Here is a 20,032-nt window from a genome sequence, read left to right on the forward strand (position 1 = left end):
GTCAACCCGACGATGAACAGAAGTTTCAATACCTGGCGGCTGAACCGTAGAAAAACTTCACGATGGACGGTGCCACGGAGGCGACGAGGGGCACGGCCGCGTTCGGCCGTGCCCCTCGCTCGTCGGATCCGTCAGGTCACTCGCCCGGCGTGGACTTCGCGATCTGCATCAGGAACTCGATGTTGGTGCGGGACTGCTTGAGCCGGTCCAGCAGGAGGTCGAGCGCCGCCTGCGAGTCCAGCGAGTGCAGCACCTTGCGGAGCTTGTGGATGATCGCCAGCTCCTCCGGCGCGAGCAGGACCTCCTCCTTGCGGGTGCCGGAGGGGTTGATGTCGATCGCCGGGAAGACCCGCTTGTCGGCGATCTTCCGGTCCAGCTTCAGCTCGGCGTTACCCGTGCCCTTGAACTCCTCGAAGATGACCGTGTCCGCCATGGAACCGGTCTCCACCAGCGCGGTGGCGAGAATGGTCAGCGAGCCGCCGTTCTCAATGTTGCGCGCCGCGCCGAGGAAGCGCTTGGGCGGGTAGAGCGCGGTGGAGTCGATACCACCCGACATGATCCGGCCGCTGGCCGGCGCCGCCAGGTTGTACGACCGCCCGAGCCGGGTCACCGAGTCGAGCAGCACGACCACGTCGTGGCCCAGCTCGACCAGGCGCTTCGCCCGCTCGATCGCCAGCTCCGCGACAGTGGTGTGGTCCTGCGGCGGACGGTCGAACGTGGCCGCGATGACCTCGCCCTTCACCGATCGCTGCATGTCGGTGACCTCTTCGGGCCGCTCGTCGACCAGCACCACCATCAGGTGGCACTCCGGGTTGTTGCGGGTGATCGCGTTCGCGATCGCCTGCAGCACCATCGTCTTGCCGGCCTTCGGCGGCGACACGATGAGCGCCCGCTGGCCCTTGCCGATCGGCATGACCAGGTCGATCACCCGGGTGGTGAGGATGTGCGGCTCGGTCTCCAGCCGCAGGCGCTCCTGCGGGTAGAGCGGCGTGAGCTTGTAGAACTCCGGCCGGCGCTTCGCCTCGTCCGGCTCCATCCCGTTGATGGTGTCCAGCCGGACCAGCGGGTTGTACTTGTCGCGCCGCTGCTCGCCGTCCCGCGCGGCCCGCACGGCGCCGGTGATCGCGTCACCGCGGCGCAGGCCGTACTTCTTGATCTGGGACATCGAGACGTACACGTCGTTCGGACCGGCCAGGTAGCCGGTGGTCCGGACGAAGGCGTAGTTGTCGAGCACGTCGATGATGCCGGCGACCGGGACGAGCACGTCGTCCTCGCCGACCTGCGGCTCGCGGCCGCCACCGCTGTCGCCCTCGCCCCGCTCGCCACGGCCGCGACGGCGGTCCCGGAACCGGCTGCGCCGGCCCCGCCGGCCGCCGCCCTCGCCGTCGTCGTCGCCGTCGTTGTCCCGCTCGGCGCGCTGACCACGGTCGTTGCGGTCACCCCGGTCGTTGCGGTCGCCGTTCCGGTCACCGCGCTCGTTGCGGTCGCCGTTCCGGTCACCGCGCTCGTTGCGGTCGTTGCGCTCGGCGCGCTCGCCCCGCTCGTTGCGGTCGCCACGCTCGGCCCGCTCGCCACGCTCGGCACGGTCACCACGGTCGTTGCGCTCACCGCGCTCGGCCCGCTCGCCGCCACGGTCGGCCCGCTCGCCGCCGCGCTCGCCACGGTCGGTCCGCTCACGGCCCCGGCCCTCGGTGCGCTCGCCGCGCTCGGCCCGGTCACCGCCACGCTCGGCCCGCTCGCCGGTCTCGGCGGGCGCCGCCTCGACGCGCGCCGACTCGGCCGGCCGCGCCTCGGCCGCCGGCGCCTCGGCCGGTCGCGCCTCGGTGGTCGCGGCGGCGGCCCGGGTGCGGCGACCACGGGTACGGCCCTCGGTCGCCTCCGCGGCCGGCGCCTGCTCGGCGGGGCGCGCCTCGGCCCGCTCCTCACGGACCTCCGCGTGCACCTCCTCACGGGCGGGAGCAGCAGCGGCCGCTACCTCGGCTCGCGGTCGAGGGGTTCCGGCCGCGGCGCCGCCCTGCTGCCGCTCGGTGATGGCACTGATCAGCTCGCCCTTGCGCATGCGAGCGGTACCAGAGATGCCGAGCGACGCGGCCAGGCTCTGGAGCTCCGGCAGCAGCATCGCCGACAGACCGGTGCCGCTCCGCCGGCGGCGCGTGGGGGCGGCGGTGGTGGCATCGCCAGCGACGTTGGAAACATCCGACGTCACGTCGGTGGTGTCGCTCAATGGATTCCTTCCCTCGATAGGCCGGGACTGCCCGGAGTCGTGGAACCAGGTGGCCGGGCGGCCTCGGTGCACCCGCCTCGCATGGACGCGTCGCGGGAGTCTGTGACACAGCAGCCGGTGGTTTCCCGACTCACCACCATCGGTGAGCAGGTCTCGCCGTCTGCGGCGACCTGTGGAAACTGCGGTGCGGCGTGGGCCTTGAGCAGGGGTGACGGGCTACCGCCGAGAGCTTCGGGGGTGCGCCGAACCGCAGGAAGATCGCATGCTTCGCGGCTGTGCTAGGTCTAGAGCGTAATCGCCTCGTCCGACCTGCGGCAACAGGGCCCCGCTCGGCGTGTCAAAGTCTACCCCGGATGACCCGGGCACCGCTGACATCTATCGGCAACTCCCACCGGCGCCAATCTGTTCCCACCTCGAATTCCGCCGGGACCTCGCAGAGCGCCAGCACCGTCGGACCCGCCCCACTGACCACAGCCGCCACACCCACCTCGCGCAGCGCACCGACCAGCCCCGCCGTGGCCGGCATCCCCGGGGCCCGCTGGTCCTGGTGCAGTCGGTCGACGGTGGCGGGCAGCAGCAGCGCGGGATCGGCGGTCAGCGCGTGCACCAGCAGGGCCGCCCGGCCCGCGTTGAGCGCCGCGTCGGCGTGCGGCACGGTGGCCGGCAGCGCCGCCCGGGCCACCGAGGTCAGGCCTCGCTCGGCGGGCACGAAGACGGTCGGGCGCACGGCCGGCGCCACCGGCAGCGAGACCGCCCGCGCGCCGCCCGGCTCCGTCCAGGCGATGGTGAAGCCGCCGAGCAGACAGGGCGCGACGTTGTCCGGATGCCCCTCCAGCTCGGCTGCCAGGCGCAGCGCGGCGTCGTCGTCCATCCGCCGGTCGCCGCCTGCAACCAGCGCGCGGGCCGCCAGCACCCCGGCCACGATCGCCGCCGACGACGAGCCGAGCCCGCGGGCCTGCGGGATGCGGTTGACGCACTCCAGCGCCAGGCCGGCCGGCTGCGCGCCGAGCGCGTCGAAGGTGGCCCGCATGGCGGTGACGATCAGGTGCCGCTCGTCCGACGGCAGCTCCCCGGCGCCCTCGCCGGTGACCGACACCCGTACGCCGCCGTCCGTCACCTCGGCCGTGACGTCGTCGTGGCGGCCCAGGGCCAGCCCGAGCGCGTCGAAGCCGGGACCCAGGTTGGCGCTGGTCGCGGGCACCCGGACCCGCACCGGGCCGGGGGTGAAAGTGGTCGGCACCGGCTCATGCTAGGACGTTGCACCGACAGCCCGGCCGGACCGCCCGGTGCGTGGGACCGGCGTGTCAGCCGGTGCGCTCCGGGGTCGGCGTGTCGACCGGGTCGGTGAGCGAGAGCCGGCGGGTGGCGAACCGCCAGCCGATCGCGTACACGACGGTGACCAGGCCGCAGCCGGCCAGCACGGTGCGCTCGTCCACCCGGTCCACCACGAGCGCCACCACCAGCTGGCTCACCGCGATGGCGAGCGTCGCCAGCATCATGTCGGTGGCGAAGACCCGGCCGCGGAGGCGGTCCGGCACCTCGCCCTGCAGGGCGTAGTTGGACAGCACCCAGTTGCTGCCGCCGCCCAGGTGGGCCAGGAACACCAGGACCAGCACCAGCGGGAACCAGGTCACCATCGAGGCGCCCAGGTAGGCCAGGCCGTACGTCGACATGGACAGCGCCAGGCCGGTGAGCAGCCAGGCCCGGTTGCTGAGCACCCGGCGCATCATGATCGGGCCGACCAGGGCCCCGGCGCCGCGGGCGGCGAAGAGCAGTCCGGCGCCGACCGCGCCGACCCCGTACACGCCGGCCAGGAGCGGGAAGACGGTCAGCACGCCGTTGCCCAGGCCGACCGCCGACTTGACCGTCACCAGCGCCAGCACGCGCGGGCGGTGGGCGATGTAGCGCAACGCCTCCCGGATCGCCGCCCAGGTGCGGGGCACCGGCGCCGCCGGGTCGCGCGGCGCCTGCAACGGGCGGCGGATCAGCGCGGCCAGGCCCGCGGCGGCGACCAGGCCGACGGCGGCCACCCAGAAGCTGGCGTACGGGCCGGCGACGGCGCTCAGGATGCCGCCGAGCGAGGCGCCGACCACAGTCATCGTGCCCCAGGCCGAGCCGGCGACCGCGTTGCCGGCGGCCAGGTCCTCCGGGTCCACCACGTTGGGCAGCGCGGCCTGGGCGGCCGGCGAGTAGAACGCCTTCGCCACCGCCACCACCGCGATCGCCGCCAGCGCCAGCCATGCCGTACCGGCGCCGCGCACGCCGAGCAGCAGCAGTACCCCCGCGAGCGCGCCCACGTTGGCCACCATCATCACCGTGCGGCGGTCGAACCGGTCGGCGATCGTTCCGGCGTACGGCAGCAGCAACGCGGTCGTGCCGGTGTCCACCGCCAGCACCAGCGCGCCCCACACGCCGCTGCCGGTCAGGTCGGGCAGCAGCACCAGCAGCGGCACCATGACGAACCAGTCCGCGCCGAAGACCACCAGCTCGGCGAGGAACAGATGACGGAAGTCGCGGTTGCGGACCAGGACCGAGAGGGTGGGTGACACGCGGGCACCCTATCCGGCCGCTCCGGTGGCGGCAGCGCGGCGCAGCAGGTCGGAGACCGTCACGAAGGTGTAGCCCCGGGCCCGCAGCCCATTGATCATGTCGGGCAGGCCGCGGAGCGCGACGAGCCGGCGGCCGGTGCCGACGTCGTGGCCGAGCACTATCGTTCCGGGGCGCACGTCGGCGACGATCCGCCGGGCGTGCCCGGCCGGGTCGCGCGGGAACTCGCCCTCGACCATCTGGAGCGTCCAGAGCACCAGGCGGTAGCCCAGCCGGGCCGACGCGTACAGCACCGAGCCGCCCAGGTGCCCCCAGGGCGGGCGGAGCAGCCGGGGCGCCGAACCGGTGGCCGCGGTGATCGCGTCGTGGCTGCGGCGCAGGTCGTCGTAGACCGTCGCGGCGTCCATCCGGGCCAGGTCGCGGTGCGCCCAGCTGTGGTTGCCGACCTCGTGGGCGGTCATCCGGCCCCGGACCAGCGCGGCGTGTTCGCGGGCCCGCTCACCGACCAGGAAGAAGGTGGCCGGCACCCGGTGCTCGGCGAGCGTGTCGAGCACCATCGGGGTCCACTGTGGACGGGGACCGTCGTCGAAGGTGAGCGCCACCAGGGGTTCCTCGGTGCGTACGCCCCAGACGACCTGCACCCCGCCGGCGCCGACGTCCTGGTGGCGGCTGCCGAGCGTCGCGCTGGCCGGCCCGCCGGAGATGGGGAGTCTGCGGTCGGCCACCCAGGTGCTCCCGACTGTCGCGACGGAGCCCGCCACAGCCCCGCCGAGCAGCAGCGCGGAGCGGCGCAGCACGGTACGCCGATCCCACCGGCCCACACCCCCCGCCATCACGCCTCCGAACCGAAAGTAGGCAGCAGCTCACTGAGCGTACCGTTCGGGGCGGTTCTGGTGTGTCCCGCGTGCCGAGGTGCCGGGAGGGGCCCGGGCGGGCCCCTCCCGGCTCCGTCACTCGGCGGGCGGAATCGGCGACTGGCGGCTCTTGGGCAGGCGCAGCACCTCGAACTGGTCGGTGCCGTCGACGAGCGCGCCCGACGGGCGGGCCGGCGGCGGCGCGACCTCGGCCCGCTCCTCGGCGCGGTCCCCGCCGCCGACCGGCACCGGCACCGGGTCCGGCTCCGGCTGCGGCTCGACCGGCTCCGCAGCGCCGCGGCGCCGGTTCCGGAACGAGCCCTTGGTGTGCTCGACCATGGTGTAGAGCGTCGGCACCAGCACCAGCGTCAGCAGCGTCGAGCTGAGCAGGCCGCCGATCACCACGATCGCCAGCGGCTTGGAGATGAAGCCGCCCTCGCCGGTCAGGCCGAGCGCCATCGGCAGCAACGCGAAGATGGTCGCCACGGCGGTCATCAGGATCGGCCGCAGCCGGCGCCGGCCGCCCTCGACCACCGCCTCGGTCACGTCCATGCCCTGGGCCCGGTACTGGTTGATCAGGTCCATCAGCACGATCGCGTTCGTCACCACGATGCCGACGAGCATGAGCACACCGATCAGCGCCGGCACGCCCAGCGGCGTGCCGGTGACCAGCAGCAACCCGATCGCGCCGGTCGCGGCGAACGGCACCGAGATCAGCAGGATCAGCGCCTGGGTCAGACTGCGGAACGTGGCCACCATGATCAGGAAGACGATCGCGATGGCGGCCAGCACCGCGAGACCGAGGTCCGCGAACGCGTCCGCCTGGTCGGCGCTCACGCCGCCGATCACGTACGTGGCACCCGGCACGTCCAGCGCGTCCAGCCGCTCCTGCAGCTCCTGCGTGGTGGCGCCGAGGTTCGAGCCGGTCGCCGTGCCGGTCACCGAGACGCTGCGCTCCCCGTCGATCCGGGTCACCTGCTGCGGGCCGTCCACCTGCTCGACCTCGGCGATCGCGTCCAGCGGCACCGCGCCCACGCGCAGCGCCCGCAGCTCCGCCACGGTCAGCGGCGGCTGGGCGCCGCTGCTCAGCACCACGTTCTGCGCCGTGCCGTCGAGCGTCACCTGCCCGAGCGGCGCTCCCCGGTACGTCTGCGCGACGAGCTGCCCGACGGCCGCCTCGGTGAGACCCGCGCGGGCCGCGGCCAGCCGGTCCACAGTCACCTCGACGCGCGGCACCTGCGTGGCCAGGCTGCTGGTGACGTCCTCCACGCCCGGCGTGCCCGCCATCGCGCCGCGTACCGCCTCGGCCGCCCGGACCAGCGTCTCCTGGTCGGTGGCCTGCACGACCACCTCGACCTCGTTGGCCGAGGTGTTCTGCCCGCCGCCGAACGTCAGCTCGCCCACCTCCGGGCCGAGCGCGTCGAACTCCTTGCGCAGGCCCTGCCGTACCGTCGCGGCGTCGGTGTCGTCGGAGAGCGACAGCGACCAGGTGGCCCGGTCGCTTCCGCCGCCGGCGAACGGGTTGTCGCCACCACCGGCGCTGACCTGGTAGGTCTCCACCCCCGGGGTACGCCGCAGCACCTCCTCGACCCGGGCGGCGGCCCGGTCGGTGCCGGCGAGCGAGGTGCCCGCCGGCATCTCCTGCCGGATGGCGAGCGTGTCCTGGCCGGAGTCGTCCAGGAAGTTCGTCTCCAGCTTCTGCGCCAGGCCGAACGTGCCGAGCAGCACGAGCAGGCCGAGACCCACGGTGGCCCAGCGGGTCTTCCGCGAGCGGGTGGCGAAGTCGATCACCGGCAGGTACGCCCGCTGCAGCGGGTTGCGCAGTTCCTTCTCCTCGGCGGCGCGCCGGGCGGCGGCGTCGCCGGCGGCGCCGCGCGGCCGCAGGAACCAGTACGCCAGCACCGGGATGACTGTGAGCGACACCAGCAGCGAGGCGAGCAGCGCCACCGTCACGGTGATCGCGAACGGGGCGAACAGCTGCCCGACGAAGCCGCCCACCAGGGCGATCGGGGCGAACACGGCGACTGTGGTGAGCGTGGACGCGGTCACCGCGCCGGCCACCTCGCGGACCGCGGTGAGGATCGCGTCGCGCTTCGGTTCGCCGTACTCCAGATGGCGTTTGATGTTCTCCAGCACCACGATGGAGTCGTCCACCACCCGCCCGACCGCGATGGTCAGCGCGCCGAGGGTGAGCAGGTTCAGCGAGTAGTCGCCGGACCAGAGCACGATCAGCGCGACCAGCACGGACAGCGGGATGGACACCGCGGTGACCACCGTGGAGCGCACCGACAGCAGGAACACCAGGATCACCACGACCGCCATGACCAGGCCCAGCAGGCCCTCGGTGGTCAGGCTCTCGATGGACTTCTCGACGAACGGGGCCTGGTCGAACACCACGGTCAGCTCGGCGCCCGCGGCGTCGCCCAGCTCGTCCAGCCGGTCCCGGATCTCGTGCGAGATCTCCACCGCGTTGCCGTCCGGGGCGGCCGTCACCGCGATGCCCAGGCTGGGCTTGCCGTTGGTACGGGTCAGCGAGGTCGCCGGGGCGAGCTGCTGCTCCACCGCTGCCACGTCGCCCAGGCGTACCGGGGCGGCGGGAGCCGTGGTGAGCACGATGCCGCGCAGGTCGTCGAGCGTCCGGATCGGCGTGCCCACCTGCACCGGCAGCGACCGGTCGCCCTCGGCGAGCGCACCGGCCGGCACCGCCACGCCGTTGCTCTTGAGCGCCGACGCGATGGCGGTGGGCGCCACCTTGGCGGCGGCCAGCTTCACCGGGTCCGGCGTAATGGTCACGATCTGGTTCCGGGCGCCGGTGACGTCCACCGAGCGGACGCCGTCCAGCGCCTCCAGCTCCGGTACGACGGCGCTGCGCAGCTTCTCCGCCAGCGCCCGCTCGTCGCCGTCACCGGTCGCGGCGACCACCACGGCGGGCAGGTCGTCGGTGCTACCGGCGATCACCTGCGGGTCGACGCCCTCGGGGAGCTGGGAGTCGATCCGGTTGAGCGCGGTCTCCATCTTGTTGACGACGTCGTCCAGGTCGGTACCGAACTCGTACTGCACCTGGATCGTGGCGGCGCCCTCGCGCGAGGTCGAGGTGACCTCGTCGAGGCCCGGGATGCCCTTGAGGCTGTTCTCGATCGGTTCGGTGACCTGGGATTCCACGATCTCCGGCGCGGCGCCCGGGTACGTCGCCACGATGAACGCGGCGGGGAACTCCAGCGACGGCAGGAGCTGCTGCTTCAGCGACGGCACGGCGAACAGGCCGAAGGCCGTCGTCACCAACGCGACGAGGGCGATCAGCCCACGGTTGGCGAGGCTGAATCTGGCGAGCAGCGACATCGGCGTTACTCACTCCTGGGAGAGGTGTCCGGCGGGGGGTGTCTGAGTCTGCCCCACGCCCCGACACTCCCGGCATCCGCCCCAGCCGATGACACTGCCGACGAAGCGGGAACCCTCAGACGAGGTCGAGGGAGCGAGCGGCGGCCAGCGCGTCGTTGGCGATGGTCACCGGCGCCGGCGCGGTCGAGATGGCCCACTCCGGGTCCTTCAGGCCGTGCCCGGTGACCGTGCAGACCACCCGCGAACCGGCCGGCACCTTGCCGGCGGCGGCCTGCTGGAGCAGACCGGCGACGCTCGCCGCGCTGCCCAGCTCGACGAAGACGCCCACCTCGCGGGCCAGCAGCCGGTACGCCGACAGGATCTCCCGGTCGGTGACCGCCGAGATCAGGCCGCCGGAGGCGTCCCGCGCGTCAAGGGCCTTCGTCCAGCTCGCCGGGTTGCCGATCCGGATGGCGGTGGCGATCGTCGACGGCTCCGGCACCACCTGACCGGTGACGATCGGGGCCGCGCCGGCCGCCTGGAAGCCGTACATCCGGGGGGCCTTCGTGGCGTTGCCGTCGCGCAGGTCCTCGGAGTAGCCCATCCAGTACGCGGTGATGTTGCCGGCGTTGCCGACCGGCAGGCAGTGGATGTCGGGCGCGTCGCCGAGCGCCTCGACGATCTCGAAGGCGGCGGTCTTCTGGCCGTGCAGCCGGTCGATGTTGACGGAGTTGACCAGCGCGACCGGGTAGTCCTGGGCGAGCTTGCCGGCGAGCCCGAGGCAGTCGTCGAAGTTGCCCTGCACCTGGAGCAGCTTCGCGCCGTGCACGAGCGCCTGGGCCAGCTTGCCCAGCGCGATCTTGCCCTGCGGCACCAGCACCGCGCAGGTGATCCCGGCGCGGGCCGCGTACGCGGCGGCGGAGGCGCTGGTGTTGCCCGTGGAGGCGCAGATGATCGCCTTGTCACCGGCCTCGACGGCCTTGGAGACGGCGACCGTCATGCCCCGGTCCTTGAACGAGCCGGTCGGGTTGGCGCCCTCGACCTTGAGCCACACGTCCGCGCCGACCCGGGCGGAGAGCACCGGCGCCGGCAGCAGCGGCGTGTTGCCCTCGTGCAGGGTGACGACGGGAGTCGCCTCGGTGACCGGCAGCCGGTCCCGGTACGCCTCGATCAGTCCCCGCCACATGTCGTGCTCCTCGCCTCTGTCGCCCCGCTCCGGGGCCTGCCAACAGCGTGGACCAGCCGGCCCGGCCGGCCACCGGCACACCCTGTCCTAACCATCAGGCGGGACGCGTGGGTTACGCGCCGCCCTCCACCCGCAGCACACTCGTCACCGACCGGACGATGTCGAGTCCGCGCAGCTCACGCACGGTGGCCGCGAGCGCGGCGTCGGGCGCGACGTGGGTGACGATGACGAGTTCCGCGTCACCGCCGGCCGGGCCCTGACGGACGGTGGCGATGGACACCTCGTGCCGGGCGAAGACGCCCGCCACCCCGGCCAGCACACCCGGCCGGTCGGCCACGTCGAGGCTGATGTGGTAGCGGGTGAGTGCCTCGCCCATCGGCCGCACCGACAGGTCCGCGTACGCCGACTCGCTCGCCGCGCGCACCCCGGCGAGGCGGTTGCGGGCCACCGCCACCACGTCGCCGAGCACCGCGCTCGCGGTCGGCGCGCCACCGGCGCCCCGGCCGTAGAACATGAGCTGCCCGGCCGCGTCGGCCTCGACGAACACCGCGTTGAACGCGTCGCCGACGCTCGCGAGCGGGTGCGTCAGCGGGATCATCGCCGGGTGCACCCGGACGTTCACCGTCTCCCGGCCGTCCGGGTCGGCGCCCCGGGCCGCGATGCAGAGCAGTTTGATCGTGCAGCCCATGGCCTTGGCGCTGGCCACGTCGGCGGCGGTCACCTCGGTGATGCCCTCCCGGTGCACGTCGGCGGCGGTCACCCGGGTGTGGAACGCCAGCGAGGCGAGGATGGCGGCCTTGGCCGCCGCGTCGAAGCCCTCCACGTCGGCCGTCGGGTCGGCCTCGGCGTACCCCAGCTCGGTGGCCTCCTCCAGCGCCTCGGCGAACCCGGCGCCGGTGGCGTCCATCGCGGAGAGGATGAAGTTCGTGGTGCCGTTCACGATGCCGGTGACCCGGGTGATCCGGTCGCCGTGCAGCGACTCGCGCAGCGGGCGCAGCAGCGGGATGGCCCCGGCGACGCTCGCCTCGTAGTAGAGGTCGGCGCCACCCTCGGCGGCGGCGTCGTGCAGTGTGGCGCCGTCCTCGGCGAGCAGCGCCTTGTTGGCGGTCACCACGCTCTTGCCCGCGCGCAGCGCCTCGACCAGCCAGCCCCGGGCCGGCTCGATGCCGCCGACCACCTCGACCACCACGTCCACGTCGTCGCGCTTGATCAGCCCGAGCGCGTCGGTGGTGAACAGCGCCGGGTCGACGGGCAGGTCGCCGCGGTCACGGCCGATCCGGCGTACGGCGATCCCGGCGATCTCCAGCGGGGCGCCGATCCGGGCGGCGAGGTCGGCCGACTGCTCGTGCAGCAGCCGGACCACGTCGCTGCCGACAGTGCCGCAGCCGAGCAGCGCCAAGCGAACCGGTGAGGTCATCCCACATCCAATGCCAGCAGGTCGTCTTCGGTCTCCCGGCGGACGATCAGCCGCGCCCGACCTTCGCGGACGGCGACGACCGGGGGCCGCGGGACATGGTTGTAGTTGCTCGCCATGCTCCGGCAGTAGGCCCCCGTGCCGGGCACCGCGACAAGATCTCCGGGCTGCACGTCAGCGGGCAGGAATTCATCCTTCACCACGATGTCCCCCGACTCACAATGCTTTCCCACCACGCGGGCGAGCATCGGCTGTGCGGTTGACGTGCGGTTCGCCAGCGTGGCCGAGTAAGACGCGTCGTAGAGCGCGGTACGGATGTTGTCGCTCATCCCCCCGTCCACGCTCACGTACGTCCGCAAGCCGTCCACGTCTTTCACGGTCCCGACGCCGTAGAGCGTGAACACGGCCGGGCCGACGATCGCGCGGCCCGGCTCGACGGACAGGTGCGGCACGGCGAGGTTCTCCGCCGCGCACTCCCCGTCGACGATCTTGCGCAGGCGCTTCGCCAGGTCGTGCGGCGACGCCGGGTCGTCCTGCGTGGTGTACGCGATGCCGAAACCGCCGCCCAGGTCCAGCTCGGGCAGCTCCACGCCCCGGGCGTCACGGATCTGCGACTGCAGGGCGAGCACCCGGCGGGCGGACACCTCGAAGCCGCTGGCGTCGAAGATCTGCGAGCCGATGTGCGAGTGCAGGCCGCGCAGCTCCAGCACGTCCTCGTCGAGGATCTTGAACGCGGCCGCCGCGGCGGCGCCGCCCGCGAGCGAGAAGCCGAACTTCTGGTCCTCGTGGGCGGTGGCGATGAACTCGTGGGTGTGCGCCTCCACGCCGACGGTGACCCGGACCAGCACCTTCGGGCGTACCCCGCGCTCGCGGGCCAGCTCCGAGAGCCGGTCGATCTCGGTGAACGAGTCGACGATGATCCGGCCCACGCCGGCGTCGACCGCCCGGGTCAGCTCCGCCACCGACTTGTTGTTGCCGTGGAAGCCGATCCGCTCCGGCGGCATCCCCGCCGACAGCGCGGTGGCCAGCTCACCGCCGGTGCAGACGTCGAGGAACATGCCCTCCTCGGCGATCATCCGGACCACGGCGCGGCACAGGAACGCCTTGCCGGCGTAGTAGACGTCCGCGTCCGGGAAGGCCGCCCGGAACTCCCGGCAGCGCTCGCGCAGGTCGTCCTCGTCCAGCACGTACGCCGGGGTGCCGTACTCGGCGGCCAGGTCGCGGACGTCCAGGCCCGCGACGGTGAGCGCGCCGCCGGGGCCGCGCGCCACGTTGCGCGGCCACAGTTGCGGCACCAGGGCGTTGACGTCGACCGGGGTACGGAGCCACGCGGGCCCCCGGGTGCCGATCTCGCCGTGCAGTGCGCCTGCCTCGTGAGCGCGCATCTCTACTCGTCTCCGCTTCGCGACTGCGGGGCTCGCAAGCTCACTCCTCGCGCTCGCACGCTACATCCGCTCCGGCGCGGACACCCCGAGCAGGTGCAGGCCGTTGGCGATGACCACTCGGGTGGCGTCGTTGAGCCAGAGCCGGGCCCGGTGGGTGTCGGTGATCTTCTCGTCGCCCTGCGGGGCGATCCGGCAGTTGTCGTAGAACCGGTGGTACGCCTGCGCGACGCTCTCCTCCAGGTAGCGCGCCACCCGGTGCGGCTCGCGCAGCTCGGCGGCCGTGGCCACCACCGCGGGGAACTCCGCGAGCGCCTTGAGCAGCTCGTTCTCCTTCTCATGGCCGAGCAGCTCCGGCTGGAACGCGGCAGCGTCGCCACGGGTCAGCCCGATCTCGGCCGCGTTGCGGGCCACCCCGGCGGTACGGGCCGCGACGTACTGCACGTAGTAGACCGGGTTGTCGTTCTTGGCCCGGGTCCACAGCTCCACGTCGATGTCGATGGGCGAGTCGGCCGAGTAGCGGGCCAGCGCGTACCGGGCGGCGTCCACGCCGATCGCGTCGACCAGGTCCTCCAGCGTGACCACGGTGCCGGCCCGCTTGCTCATCCGCACCGGGGCGCCGTCGCGGACCAGGTTGACCAGCTGGCCGATGAGGATCTCCAGGTTGCGCGCCGGGTCGTCACCGAAGCACGCGGACATCGCCTTCATCCGGCCGATGTAGCCGTGGTGGTCCGCGCCGAGCATGATCACGACCCGGTCGAAGCCGCGTTCCCGCTTGTTCAGGTAGTAGGCGCAGTCGGCGGCGAAGTACGTCCACTCGCCGTTGGACTTGCGCAGCACCCGGTCCTTGTCGTCGCCGAACTCGGTGGTGCGCAGCCAGGTCGCGCCCTCGGACTCGAAGACGTGACCCTGCTCCCGCAGCCGGTCCAGCGCCGCCTCCAGCGCGCCCTGGTCGTGCAGGTCCTTCTCGTTGAAGTAGGTGTCGAACTCCACACCGAAGTCGCGCAGCGATGACTTGATCTCGGCGAACATCAGCTGGACGCCCTCGGTCCGGAACACCTCCTCGGCGGCGTCCTCGGTGAGGTCCAGCACATCCGGCCGCAGGCGGACCACCTCGGCGGCGATCTCCGCGATGTACGCGCCGCCGTAGCCGTCCTCCGGCGCGGGCTCGCCCTTCGCGGCGGCCAGCAGCGAGCGGGCGAACCGGTCGATCTGGGAGCCGGCGTCGTTGAAGTAGTACTCCGTGCCCACCTCGGCGCCGGTGGCGCGGAGCAGACGGCTCAGCGCGTCGCCGACGGCCGCCCAGCGGACCCCGCCGATGTGCACCGGGCCGGTCGGGTTCGCCGAGACGAACTCCAGGTTGATCCGCTGGCCGGCGAGGGTGTCGCTGCGCCCGTACGCCGGACCGGCCTCGACGATGACCTTGGCGAGCTGACCGGCGGCGGCCGCGTCCAGGCGGACGTTCAGGAAGCCGGGACCGGCGATCTCCACCGACTTGATCCCGGGCGCCTTGGCCAGTTCGTCGGCCAGCGCTGTCGCGAGCTCCCGAGGGGGTACGCCGACCTTCTTGCTGAGCTGGAGCGCCAGCGTCGAGGCGTAGTCACCGTGATCGGGATTACGGGGTCGCTCGACGGTGGTCTGCGCGGGCAGCGCGGCGCGGTCCAGTCCCCGCTCGTCGAAGACGGCGTGGGCTGCGGCGAGGACGACCTCGGCGAGTTCTGCGGGAGTCACTGATCCATGTTATCGGGGGTAGACTCGGGCACCGCGGAGGCGACCCAGCATGTGAACCGGCCCCGCGCTCCCCTGACCGACCGACCTGACGAGGCACGATGAGCATCAGCACCCCGGGCGGCCCGGAACGCCGTCCCACCGTGGTCAGCACCGGCAAGAAGCCGGCCGCCGGCCGGCCCGCGGCTGCCGACAAGCCCGCCGCGAAGGCCGGCTCCGGCAAGGCCGGGGGCGGCAAGGGCACGCCACGGCAGGGCGCCGGGGGCAAGGGCCGCAAGCCGGTCGCCCCGGTGAAGGTGAGCCAGGGCCGTTCGTGGGGCCCGATCGCCCTCTTCGTCGCGGTCGGCGTCCTGGCCGTGGGCATCATCGGCGTCGGCGCCTGGGCGGTCTACCAGGGCGGCCAGCCGTGGCAGAAGCGGGCCGAGGCGATCGACGGCATCGTCGACTACCGCGCGAAGGACAAGGACCTGGTCAAGGGCGGCAACCACCAGCCCGGCGCGATCAAGTACGACGTCCTCCCGCCGGTCGGTGGCCCGCACAACCAGGCCTGGCAGAACTGCATGGGTGACGTCTACGACGCCCCGATCGCCAACGAGCACGCGGTGCACAGCCTGGAGCACGGCACGGTCTGGATCACCTACCGCCCGGACCTGCCCGCCGACCAGGTGGAGAAGCTCAAGAGCAAGGTGCAGGGCAAGGAGAAGCTCATGCTCAGCCCGTTCGAGGGGCTGGACAAGCCGATCTCGCTCCAGGCCTGGGGCTACCAGCTCAAGGTCGACAACGCGGACGACGGCCGGATCGACGACTTCATCAAGACCCTGCGGGTGAACGCCTCGATCGAGGGCCCGAACGCGCTCTGCGACCAGGGCGTCACCGCCACCGGCACCGCCCCGCGCGACAACCTGCAGAACAACATGCCCCAGCAGCCCACTCAGTGAGGACGCCGCGATGACCGCTCCGGTGACCACCGACAGCGAACTGGACGAGGCTCCGGCCGCCGACCAGGGCGGCCGGGGCGCGGTGCGCCGCTACGGCCTGCTGGCGGTGGCCGCCGCGCTCGTGGTCGGGCTGGTCCTCGGGTACGCGGGCGGCCTGCTCACCCCGACGCTCACCCGTCCGGGTGAGAACTCGGCGGAGGCCGGGTTCGCCCGGGACATGACCGCCCACCACAACCAGGCCGTGGCGATGGGCCTGCTGGCGTTCAACCAGGGGCAGGACCCCGAGGTACGCCAGGTCGGCGTGGACATCGCCACCGGCCAGCAGGGCGAGATCGGCACCATGCAGACCTGGCTGCGGTCCTGGAAGCTGGACCCGACCGGCGAGCAGGCGCCGATGGCGTGGATGAAGGACGGCGGCGGGCTGATCAAGGACGGCCTGATGCCGGGCATGGCGACGCCGGAGGAGATGGCGAAGCTGCGCGCGGCGAGCGGTCGCGAGTTCGACGTGCTGTTCCTTCAGATGATGATCCGCCACCACATCGGCGGGGTGCACATGATCGACGGCATCCTCGACGAGGGGCGCGACGACGACGTGCTGGCGGTCGCCCAGATCATGAAGAACACCCAGCAGAACGACCTGACCAACCTGAGCGCGGCGCTGAAGCGCCTGGGCGGCACCCCGTAACACCCCCCGCCCCCGCTCACCCCCGAGGCCCGGTCCCCCTCCCAGGGGCACCGGGCCTCACCGTCTCTCCCCCCGCCCCGCCCCGACCCGCCCCGGCCCGCCCCGGCCCGGCGATCTTGCACTTGCGGCCCCCCGGATGCCGGATTCGCCCCGTTTCGGGAGGGCTGAAAGTGCAAGATCGCGGGTGCGAGATCGTACGATCGGGGATCTTGGTACGGAAGGGCCCTCGGGAGGGCGGTTTCGTACCAAGATCTCGGGCGGGGAAGCTTCGGGCTGTCCGTAATGTTTGATATGGGCGTTTGTAACGGTTTGGGGTTAACGGGTCATTGTGGGGGTTGGAGAGTTTTCTACCCACATATCGTGACCAGTTGCGATTCGGGCTCGTTGCCCAAGACGTGGGGGTTGCACTCAGAGACGCAGGGCGGTCGGTGACCAGCTGGTGCCGACGCCACACCATCGGCGGTGACGGAGCGGTGGCAGCCGTCCGTCGCGGACTGCGGCAGGGCGAGCCGGGAACGCTCAGCCGCGAACAGGAACTCGAACTCATCGACGTGCTCCGCGGGGTCCACCCCGACGAGTTCGGCCTCGACGAGGAGCTCTGGACACGGCAGAGCCTGACCACCCTCATCGAGCGCCGGTTCGGCCTGGCGATGGAGGCCGGCACCGTCGGGGCGTACCTCCGGGCCTGGGGTCTGGGGCCGCGCGAGCCGCGCGAGCGGGCCTGCGGCCTGTGCGTCGGCGCGGTCGAGCGCTGGGTACGCAGCGAGTATCCGGCGATCACGCGGGCGGCCCAGGAGCACGCCGCGGAGGTCTACTGGATCGGCCGGGTACGCCTGCGCGGCACGATGCCCGCCGCGGACGTGGTCTCGGCGGTCTCCTCCCGGGGACGGGTGCGATTCATGGTGACCACGCCGTCGGTGGACCCGCCGCTGCCCCGGGACTTCGTGTTGCGGCTCAGCGGCGCCGAGGAACGCACCGTGCACCTGATCGTGGACGGCTCGTGGCCGCGCAACGAATGGCCCCGCCGGCTGCCCCGCCGGGTCGTGCTGCACCCGCTGCCGAGCTGCGGTCGCGCCGTCGTCGCGGCCTGATCCGACGAAGATCGACTCGCGGGGGTACCGATTCGGTGATCCGGGAGGGGGTTTGCTACTCTTCTCGGGTCGCTGAGCCCCCGTAGCTCAGGGGATAGAGCACCGCCCTCCGGAGGCGGGAGCGCAGGTTCGAATCCTGCCGGGGGCACACTTGCTAAGAAGCCAGAACAAGAGACCTTCACGAGCCCGACAGCCGCCTTGGCTGCCGGGCTCGTTCCGTTTCCGGGCGAGCCGGCGTCCTTGACCACCGACCCACTGCTTTACTACGTTACTAGTAAAGCAGTGAGGAGCACCGTGTTCGTCTTCCGGCTCGACACCCACTCCGGCGTGCCGCCGTACCTGCAGCTCGTCCAGCAGGTCCGCCAAGCGGTGCTGCTGGGCTTCCTCCAGCCCGGTGACCGCCTCCCGCTCATCCGCGAGGTGGTCGAGGACCTGGCGATCAACCCGAACACCGTCGCCAAGGCGTACCGGCAGATGGAGCAGGAGAACCTGGTCACCGGCCGGCCCGGCCAGGGCACGTTCGTCACCGCGCAGCAGTCGGCCGTGATGTCGGCGTCGACGTACACGTCGCTGCGCCGCGGCCTGGAGACCTGGTTGCGCCGCGCCTACGCGGCCGGCCTCGACGAGCAGGCGGTCGACGCGCTCTTCACCTCCGTCCGCCGGCAGACGAGAAACGAGGACGTGGCGTGACAGCTACCGGGTTCGCGCTGCGCACCGACGGTGTGGGCAAGCGGTACCGGAAGGGCTGGGCGCTGCGCGACTGCACCCTGGCCCTGCCGACGGGCGGGGTGATCGCCCTGGTCGGACCGAACGGCGCGGGCAAGACCACGCTGCTGCGCCTGGCCGTCGGGTTGCTGGCACCCAGCACCGGCACGGTGGAGGTCCTCGGCCAGGACGTCACCGCGAGCACCCCGCAGACGCTGTCCCGGGTCGGGTTCCTGGCCCAGGACCACCCGCTGTACAAGCGCTTCACCGTCGCCGAGATGCTCCGCTTCGGCCGGGCCTGCAACCTGCGGTTCGACCAGCGGCTGGCCGAACGCCGGTTGGCCAAGCTGGGCATCCCGCTCGACCGCAGGGCCGGCACGCTCTCCGGCGGCCAGCAGGCCCAGGTCGCGTTGGCCCTGGCCCTGGCGAAGCGGCCGGACCTGCTCGTCCTCGACGAGCCGGTGGCCAGCCTCGACCCGTTGGCCCGGCACGAGTTCCTGCAGGTCCTCATGGGGGCGGTGGCCGAGGGCGGGGTGACAGTCCTGTTCTCCTCCCACGTCGTGCACGAGCTGGAGCGCGTCTGCGACCACCTCGTCGTGCTCAACCAGGGCCGGGTCACGCTCACCGGTGACATCGACACCCTCCTCGCCGAGCACCGGCTGCTCGTCGGCCCGCGAACGACGAACGACCTCGACCGGGCCGGCGCGGTCGTGGAGGCCGTCCACAGCGACCGGCACACGACCCTGCTGGTACGCGACGGCGGGCTCCCGGCCGCGCCCGGGTGGCAGGCCCAGCCGGTGGCGCTGGAGGACCTGGTGCTGGCGTACCTGCGGCGGCCGTCCGAACCCGGCGCCGCGGTCACGTCGGAGGTGGCGGCATGACGTGGGTGATCTGGCGCCAGCACCGGGCCGAGGTCTGCGTCCTGGCTCTGCTCGTCGGACTGTTCGGCGCCGCCCTGCTCGTACTCGGGACGCAGGCCCACGACCTGTTCCCCGGCGGTCCCGCCCGGTGTGCCGGAGGAGCCGGTGTCGACGAGGCCTGCGCCGCCTCCTTCCGCCGGCTCGACGAGGAGTACGGGTACGTCGAGAACCTCCTGGCGGCCTTCTACCTGGTTCCCGTCGTCATCGGCGCGTTCCTCGGCGCGCCGCTGCTGGCGCGCGAACTGGAGGACGGCACCTGGCAGCTCGCGTGGACGCAGGCCGTACCGCGGATGCGCTGGCTGGCGGCCAAGCTCGCGGCACTCGCAGGCGTCACCGTCGCGCTCACCGGGATGTTCACCGCGGTGCTCACCTGGTTCCGTCAGCCGTTCGACGCGTGGGAAGGGCGGTTCCAGTACGACGCCTTCGACCTGGAAGGGCTCGTTCCGGTGGCGTACGCGTTGTTCGCGTTCGGCGTCGCCACCGCCGCGGGGGCGATCCTGCGGCGCAGCCTGCCCGCGTTCGGCGTCGCGTTCGGGGCGTTCCTCGCCGCCCGGATGACTGTGGCGCTGCTGGCCCGGCCCGCGTACGCCACGCCGCTCACCACCATGGGGCCGGTGCCCGTCGGCGGCTCGACGGACCGGGCGGGGCACCGGCCCGCGCCCGGCGTCGCCGACTGGGTCATCGAACGCGGCTACGCCGACGCCGCCGGCCGCAGGCTGAGCGGCACCGAGTTCTCCGAGCTGGCGAACGCCGCCGACCGGGCCGGCACCAACCTCAACCAGTTCCTGCACGCGCGGGGCATCCAGCAGTTCGGCGTCTACCACCCGGCCGACCGGTTCTGGACGTTCCAGATCGTCGAGGCGGCCCTGTTCCTCGCCGTCGCGGCGATCCTGATCGGTGTGGTGGTGTGGCGGGTCCGACGCCGGATGATCTAGGTACCGGGCGAGGCGAACCGCTTTCACCTTTGTCCCCCGATTCGGGGATGGGCAGGTCGTGACCTGGCTAACCTCGCGATGAACGGGTCGAACCTCAGCACCTGC

15 protein-coding genes and 1 tRNA gene are annotated in these 20,032 nt (G+C 72.5%); 7 read left to right on the plus strand and 9 right to left on the minus strand.

What is annotated here, in order from left to right:
* Positions 1-136: 136 nt before the first annotated feature.
* From rho to argS, 9 genes are all read right to left on the minus strand, one after another.
* A complete protein-coding gene (gene rho, locus ACQP26_RS25115; RefSeq protein WP_433494162.1) occupies positions 137-2,224 on the minus strand; it encodes a transcription termination factor Rho in 2,088 nt (695 codons plus the stop codon).
* 337 nt (positions 2,225-2,561) lie between these two features.
* A complete protein-coding gene (thrB, locus tag ACQP26_RS25120; RefSeq protein WP_433494163.1) occupies positions 2,562-3,464 on the minus strand; it encodes a homoserine kinase in 903 nt (300 codons plus the stop codon).
* Between the two features lie 64 nt (positions 3,465-3,528).
* Positions 3,529-4,773 carry an MFS transporter gene (locus ACQP26_RS25125; protein ID WP_433494164.1) on the minus strand — a complete coding sequence of 415 codons (1,245 nt, stop codon included), beginning with the start codon at positions 4,771-4,773 and terminating at the stop codon, positions 3,529-3,531.
* A gap of 9 nt (positions 4,774-4,782) precedes the next feature.
* Positions 4,783-5,604 carry a polysaccharide deacetylase family protein gene (locus ACQP26_RS25130; RefSeq protein WP_433494165.1) on the minus strand — a complete coding sequence of 274 codons (822 nt, stop codon included), beginning with the start codon at positions 5,602-5,604 and terminating at the stop codon, positions 4,783-4,785.
* A gap of 117 nt (positions 5,605-5,721) precedes the next feature.
* Entirely contained in the window at positions 5,722-8,964 is a 3,243-nt protein-coding gene (locus tag ACQP26_RS25135) for an efflux RND transporter permease subunit (protein ID WP_433494166.1), read from the minus strand.
* 115 nt (positions 8,965-9,079) lie between these two features.
* Entirely contained in the window at positions 9,080-10,129 is a 1,050-nt protein-coding gene (thrC, locus tag ACQP26_RS25140; RefSeq protein ID WP_269704338.1) for a threonine synthase, read from the minus strand.
* A gap of 112 nt (positions 10,130-10,241) precedes the next feature.
* Entirely contained in the window at positions 10,242-11,546 is a 1,305-nt protein-coding gene (locus ACQP26_RS25145; RefSeq protein WP_128136665.1) for a homoserine dehydrogenase, read from the minus strand.
* Entirely contained in the window at positions 11,543-12,928 is a 1,386-nt protein-coding gene (lysA, locus tag ACQP26_RS25150; protein ID WP_281579873.1) for a diaminopimelate decarboxylase, read from the minus strand. Before lysA ends, ACQP26_RS25145 begins: the two co-directional genes overlap by 4 nt.
* Positions 12,929-12,988: 60 nt before the next feature.
* Positions 12,989-14,656, minus strand: coding sequence for an arginine--tRNA ligase (gene argS / locus ACQP26_RS25155; RefSeq protein ID WP_269704334.1), 1,668 nt, complete (start codon positions 14,654-14,656; stop codon positions 12,989-12,991).
* 98 nt (positions 14,657-14,754) lie between these two features.
* Here argS and ACQP26_RS25160 point away from each other — a divergent pair, with 98 nt between their 5' ends.
* The 7 genes from ACQP26_RS25160 to ACQP26_RS25190 all read left to right on the plus strand — a co-directional run bounded on the left by ACQP26_RS25160 (position 14,755) and on the right by ACQP26_RS25190 (position 19,927).
* Entirely contained in the window at positions 14,755-15,591 is an 837-nt protein-coding gene (locus tag ACQP26_RS25160) for a DUF3105 domain-containing protein (protein WP_269704332.1), read from the plus strand.
* 10 nt (positions 15,592-15,601) lie between these two features.
* Positions 15,602-16,276 carry a DUF305 domain-containing protein gene (locus ACQP26_RS25165; RefSeq protein ID WP_269704330.1) on the plus strand — a complete coding sequence of 225 codons (675 nt, stop codon included), beginning with the start codon at positions 15,602-15,604 and terminating at the stop codon, positions 16,274-16,276.
* 395 nt (positions 16,277-16,671) lie between these two features.
* On the plus strand, positions 16,672-17,367 hold the full coding sequence (locus tag ACQP26_RS25170) for a winged helix-turn-helix domain-containing protein (protein ID WP_433494167.1): 696 nt from the start codon (positions 16,672-16,674) through the stop codon (positions 17,365-17,367).
* A gap of 76 nt (positions 17,368-17,443) precedes the next feature.
* Positions 17,444-17,515, plus strand: a tRNA-Arg gene (locus tag ACQP26_RS25175).
* Positions 17,516-17,661: 146 nt separating this feature from the next.
* Positions 17,662-18,057, plus strand: a complete 396-nt coding sequence (locus ACQP26_RS25180) for a GntR family transcriptional regulator (RefSeq protein WP_433496196.1) — start codon at positions 17,662-17,664, stop codon at positions 18,055-18,057.
* Positions 18,054-18,953, plus strand: coding sequence for an ABC transporter ATP-binding protein (locus ACQP26_RS25185; protein ID WP_433494168.1), 900 nt, complete (start codon positions 18,054-18,056; stop codon positions 18,951-18,953). The genes ACQP26_RS25180 and ACQP26_RS25185 overlap by 4 nt, the downstream gene beginning before the upstream one ends.
* A complete protein-coding gene (locus ACQP26_RS25190; RefSeq protein WP_433494169.1) occupies positions 18,950-19,927 on the plus strand; it encodes an ABC transporter permease subunit in 978 nt (325 codons plus the stop codon). Before ACQP26_RS25185 ends, ACQP26_RS25190 begins: the two co-directional genes overlap by 4 nt.
* Positions 19,928-20,032: the final 105 nt, after the last annotated feature.

Origin of the sequence: Micromonospora sp. CA-248089, from assembly GCF_050948515.1 — a bacterium.
In the GTDB taxonomy this organism is placed as follows: domain Bacteria; phylum Actinomycetota; class Actinomycetes; order Mycobacteriales; family Micromonosporaceae; genus Micromonospora.

Excerpts from the sequence above, each read along its gene's own strand:
- ACQP26_RS25130 (WP_433494165.1), bottom strand. The coding sequence starts at position 5,604 with ATGGCGGGGGGTGTGGGCCGGTGGGATCGGCGTACCGTGCTGCGCCGC.
- ACQP26_RS25135 (WP_433494166.1), bottom strand. The coding sequence starts at position 8,964 with ATGTCGCTGCTCGCCAGATTCAGCCTCGCCAACCGTGGGCTGATCGCC.
- thrC (WP_269704338.1), bottom strand. The coding sequence starts at position 10,129 with ATGTGGCGGGGACTGATCGAGGCGTACCGGGACCGGCTGCCGGTCACC.
- ACQP26_RS25145 (WP_128136665.1), bottom strand. The coding sequence starts at position 11,546 with ATGACCTCACCGGTTCGCTTGGCGCTGCTCGGCTGCGGCACTGTCGGC.
- lysA (WP_281579873.1), bottom strand. The coding sequence starts at position 12,928 with ATGCGCGCTCACGAGGCAGGCGCACTGCACGGCGAGATCGGCACCCGG.
- ACQP26_RS25160 (WP_269704332.1), top strand. The coding sequence starts at position 14,755 with ATGAGCATCAGCACCCCGGGCGGCCCGGAACGCCGTCCCACCGTGGTC.
- ACQP26_RS25165 (WP_269704330.1), top strand. The coding sequence starts at position 15,602 with ATGACCGCTCCGGTGACCACCGACAGCGAACTGGACGAGGCTCCGGCC.
- ACQP26_RS25190 (WP_433494169.1), top strand. The coding sequence starts at position 18,950 with ATGACGTGGGTGATCTGGCGCCAGCACCGGGCCGAGGTCTGCGTCCTG.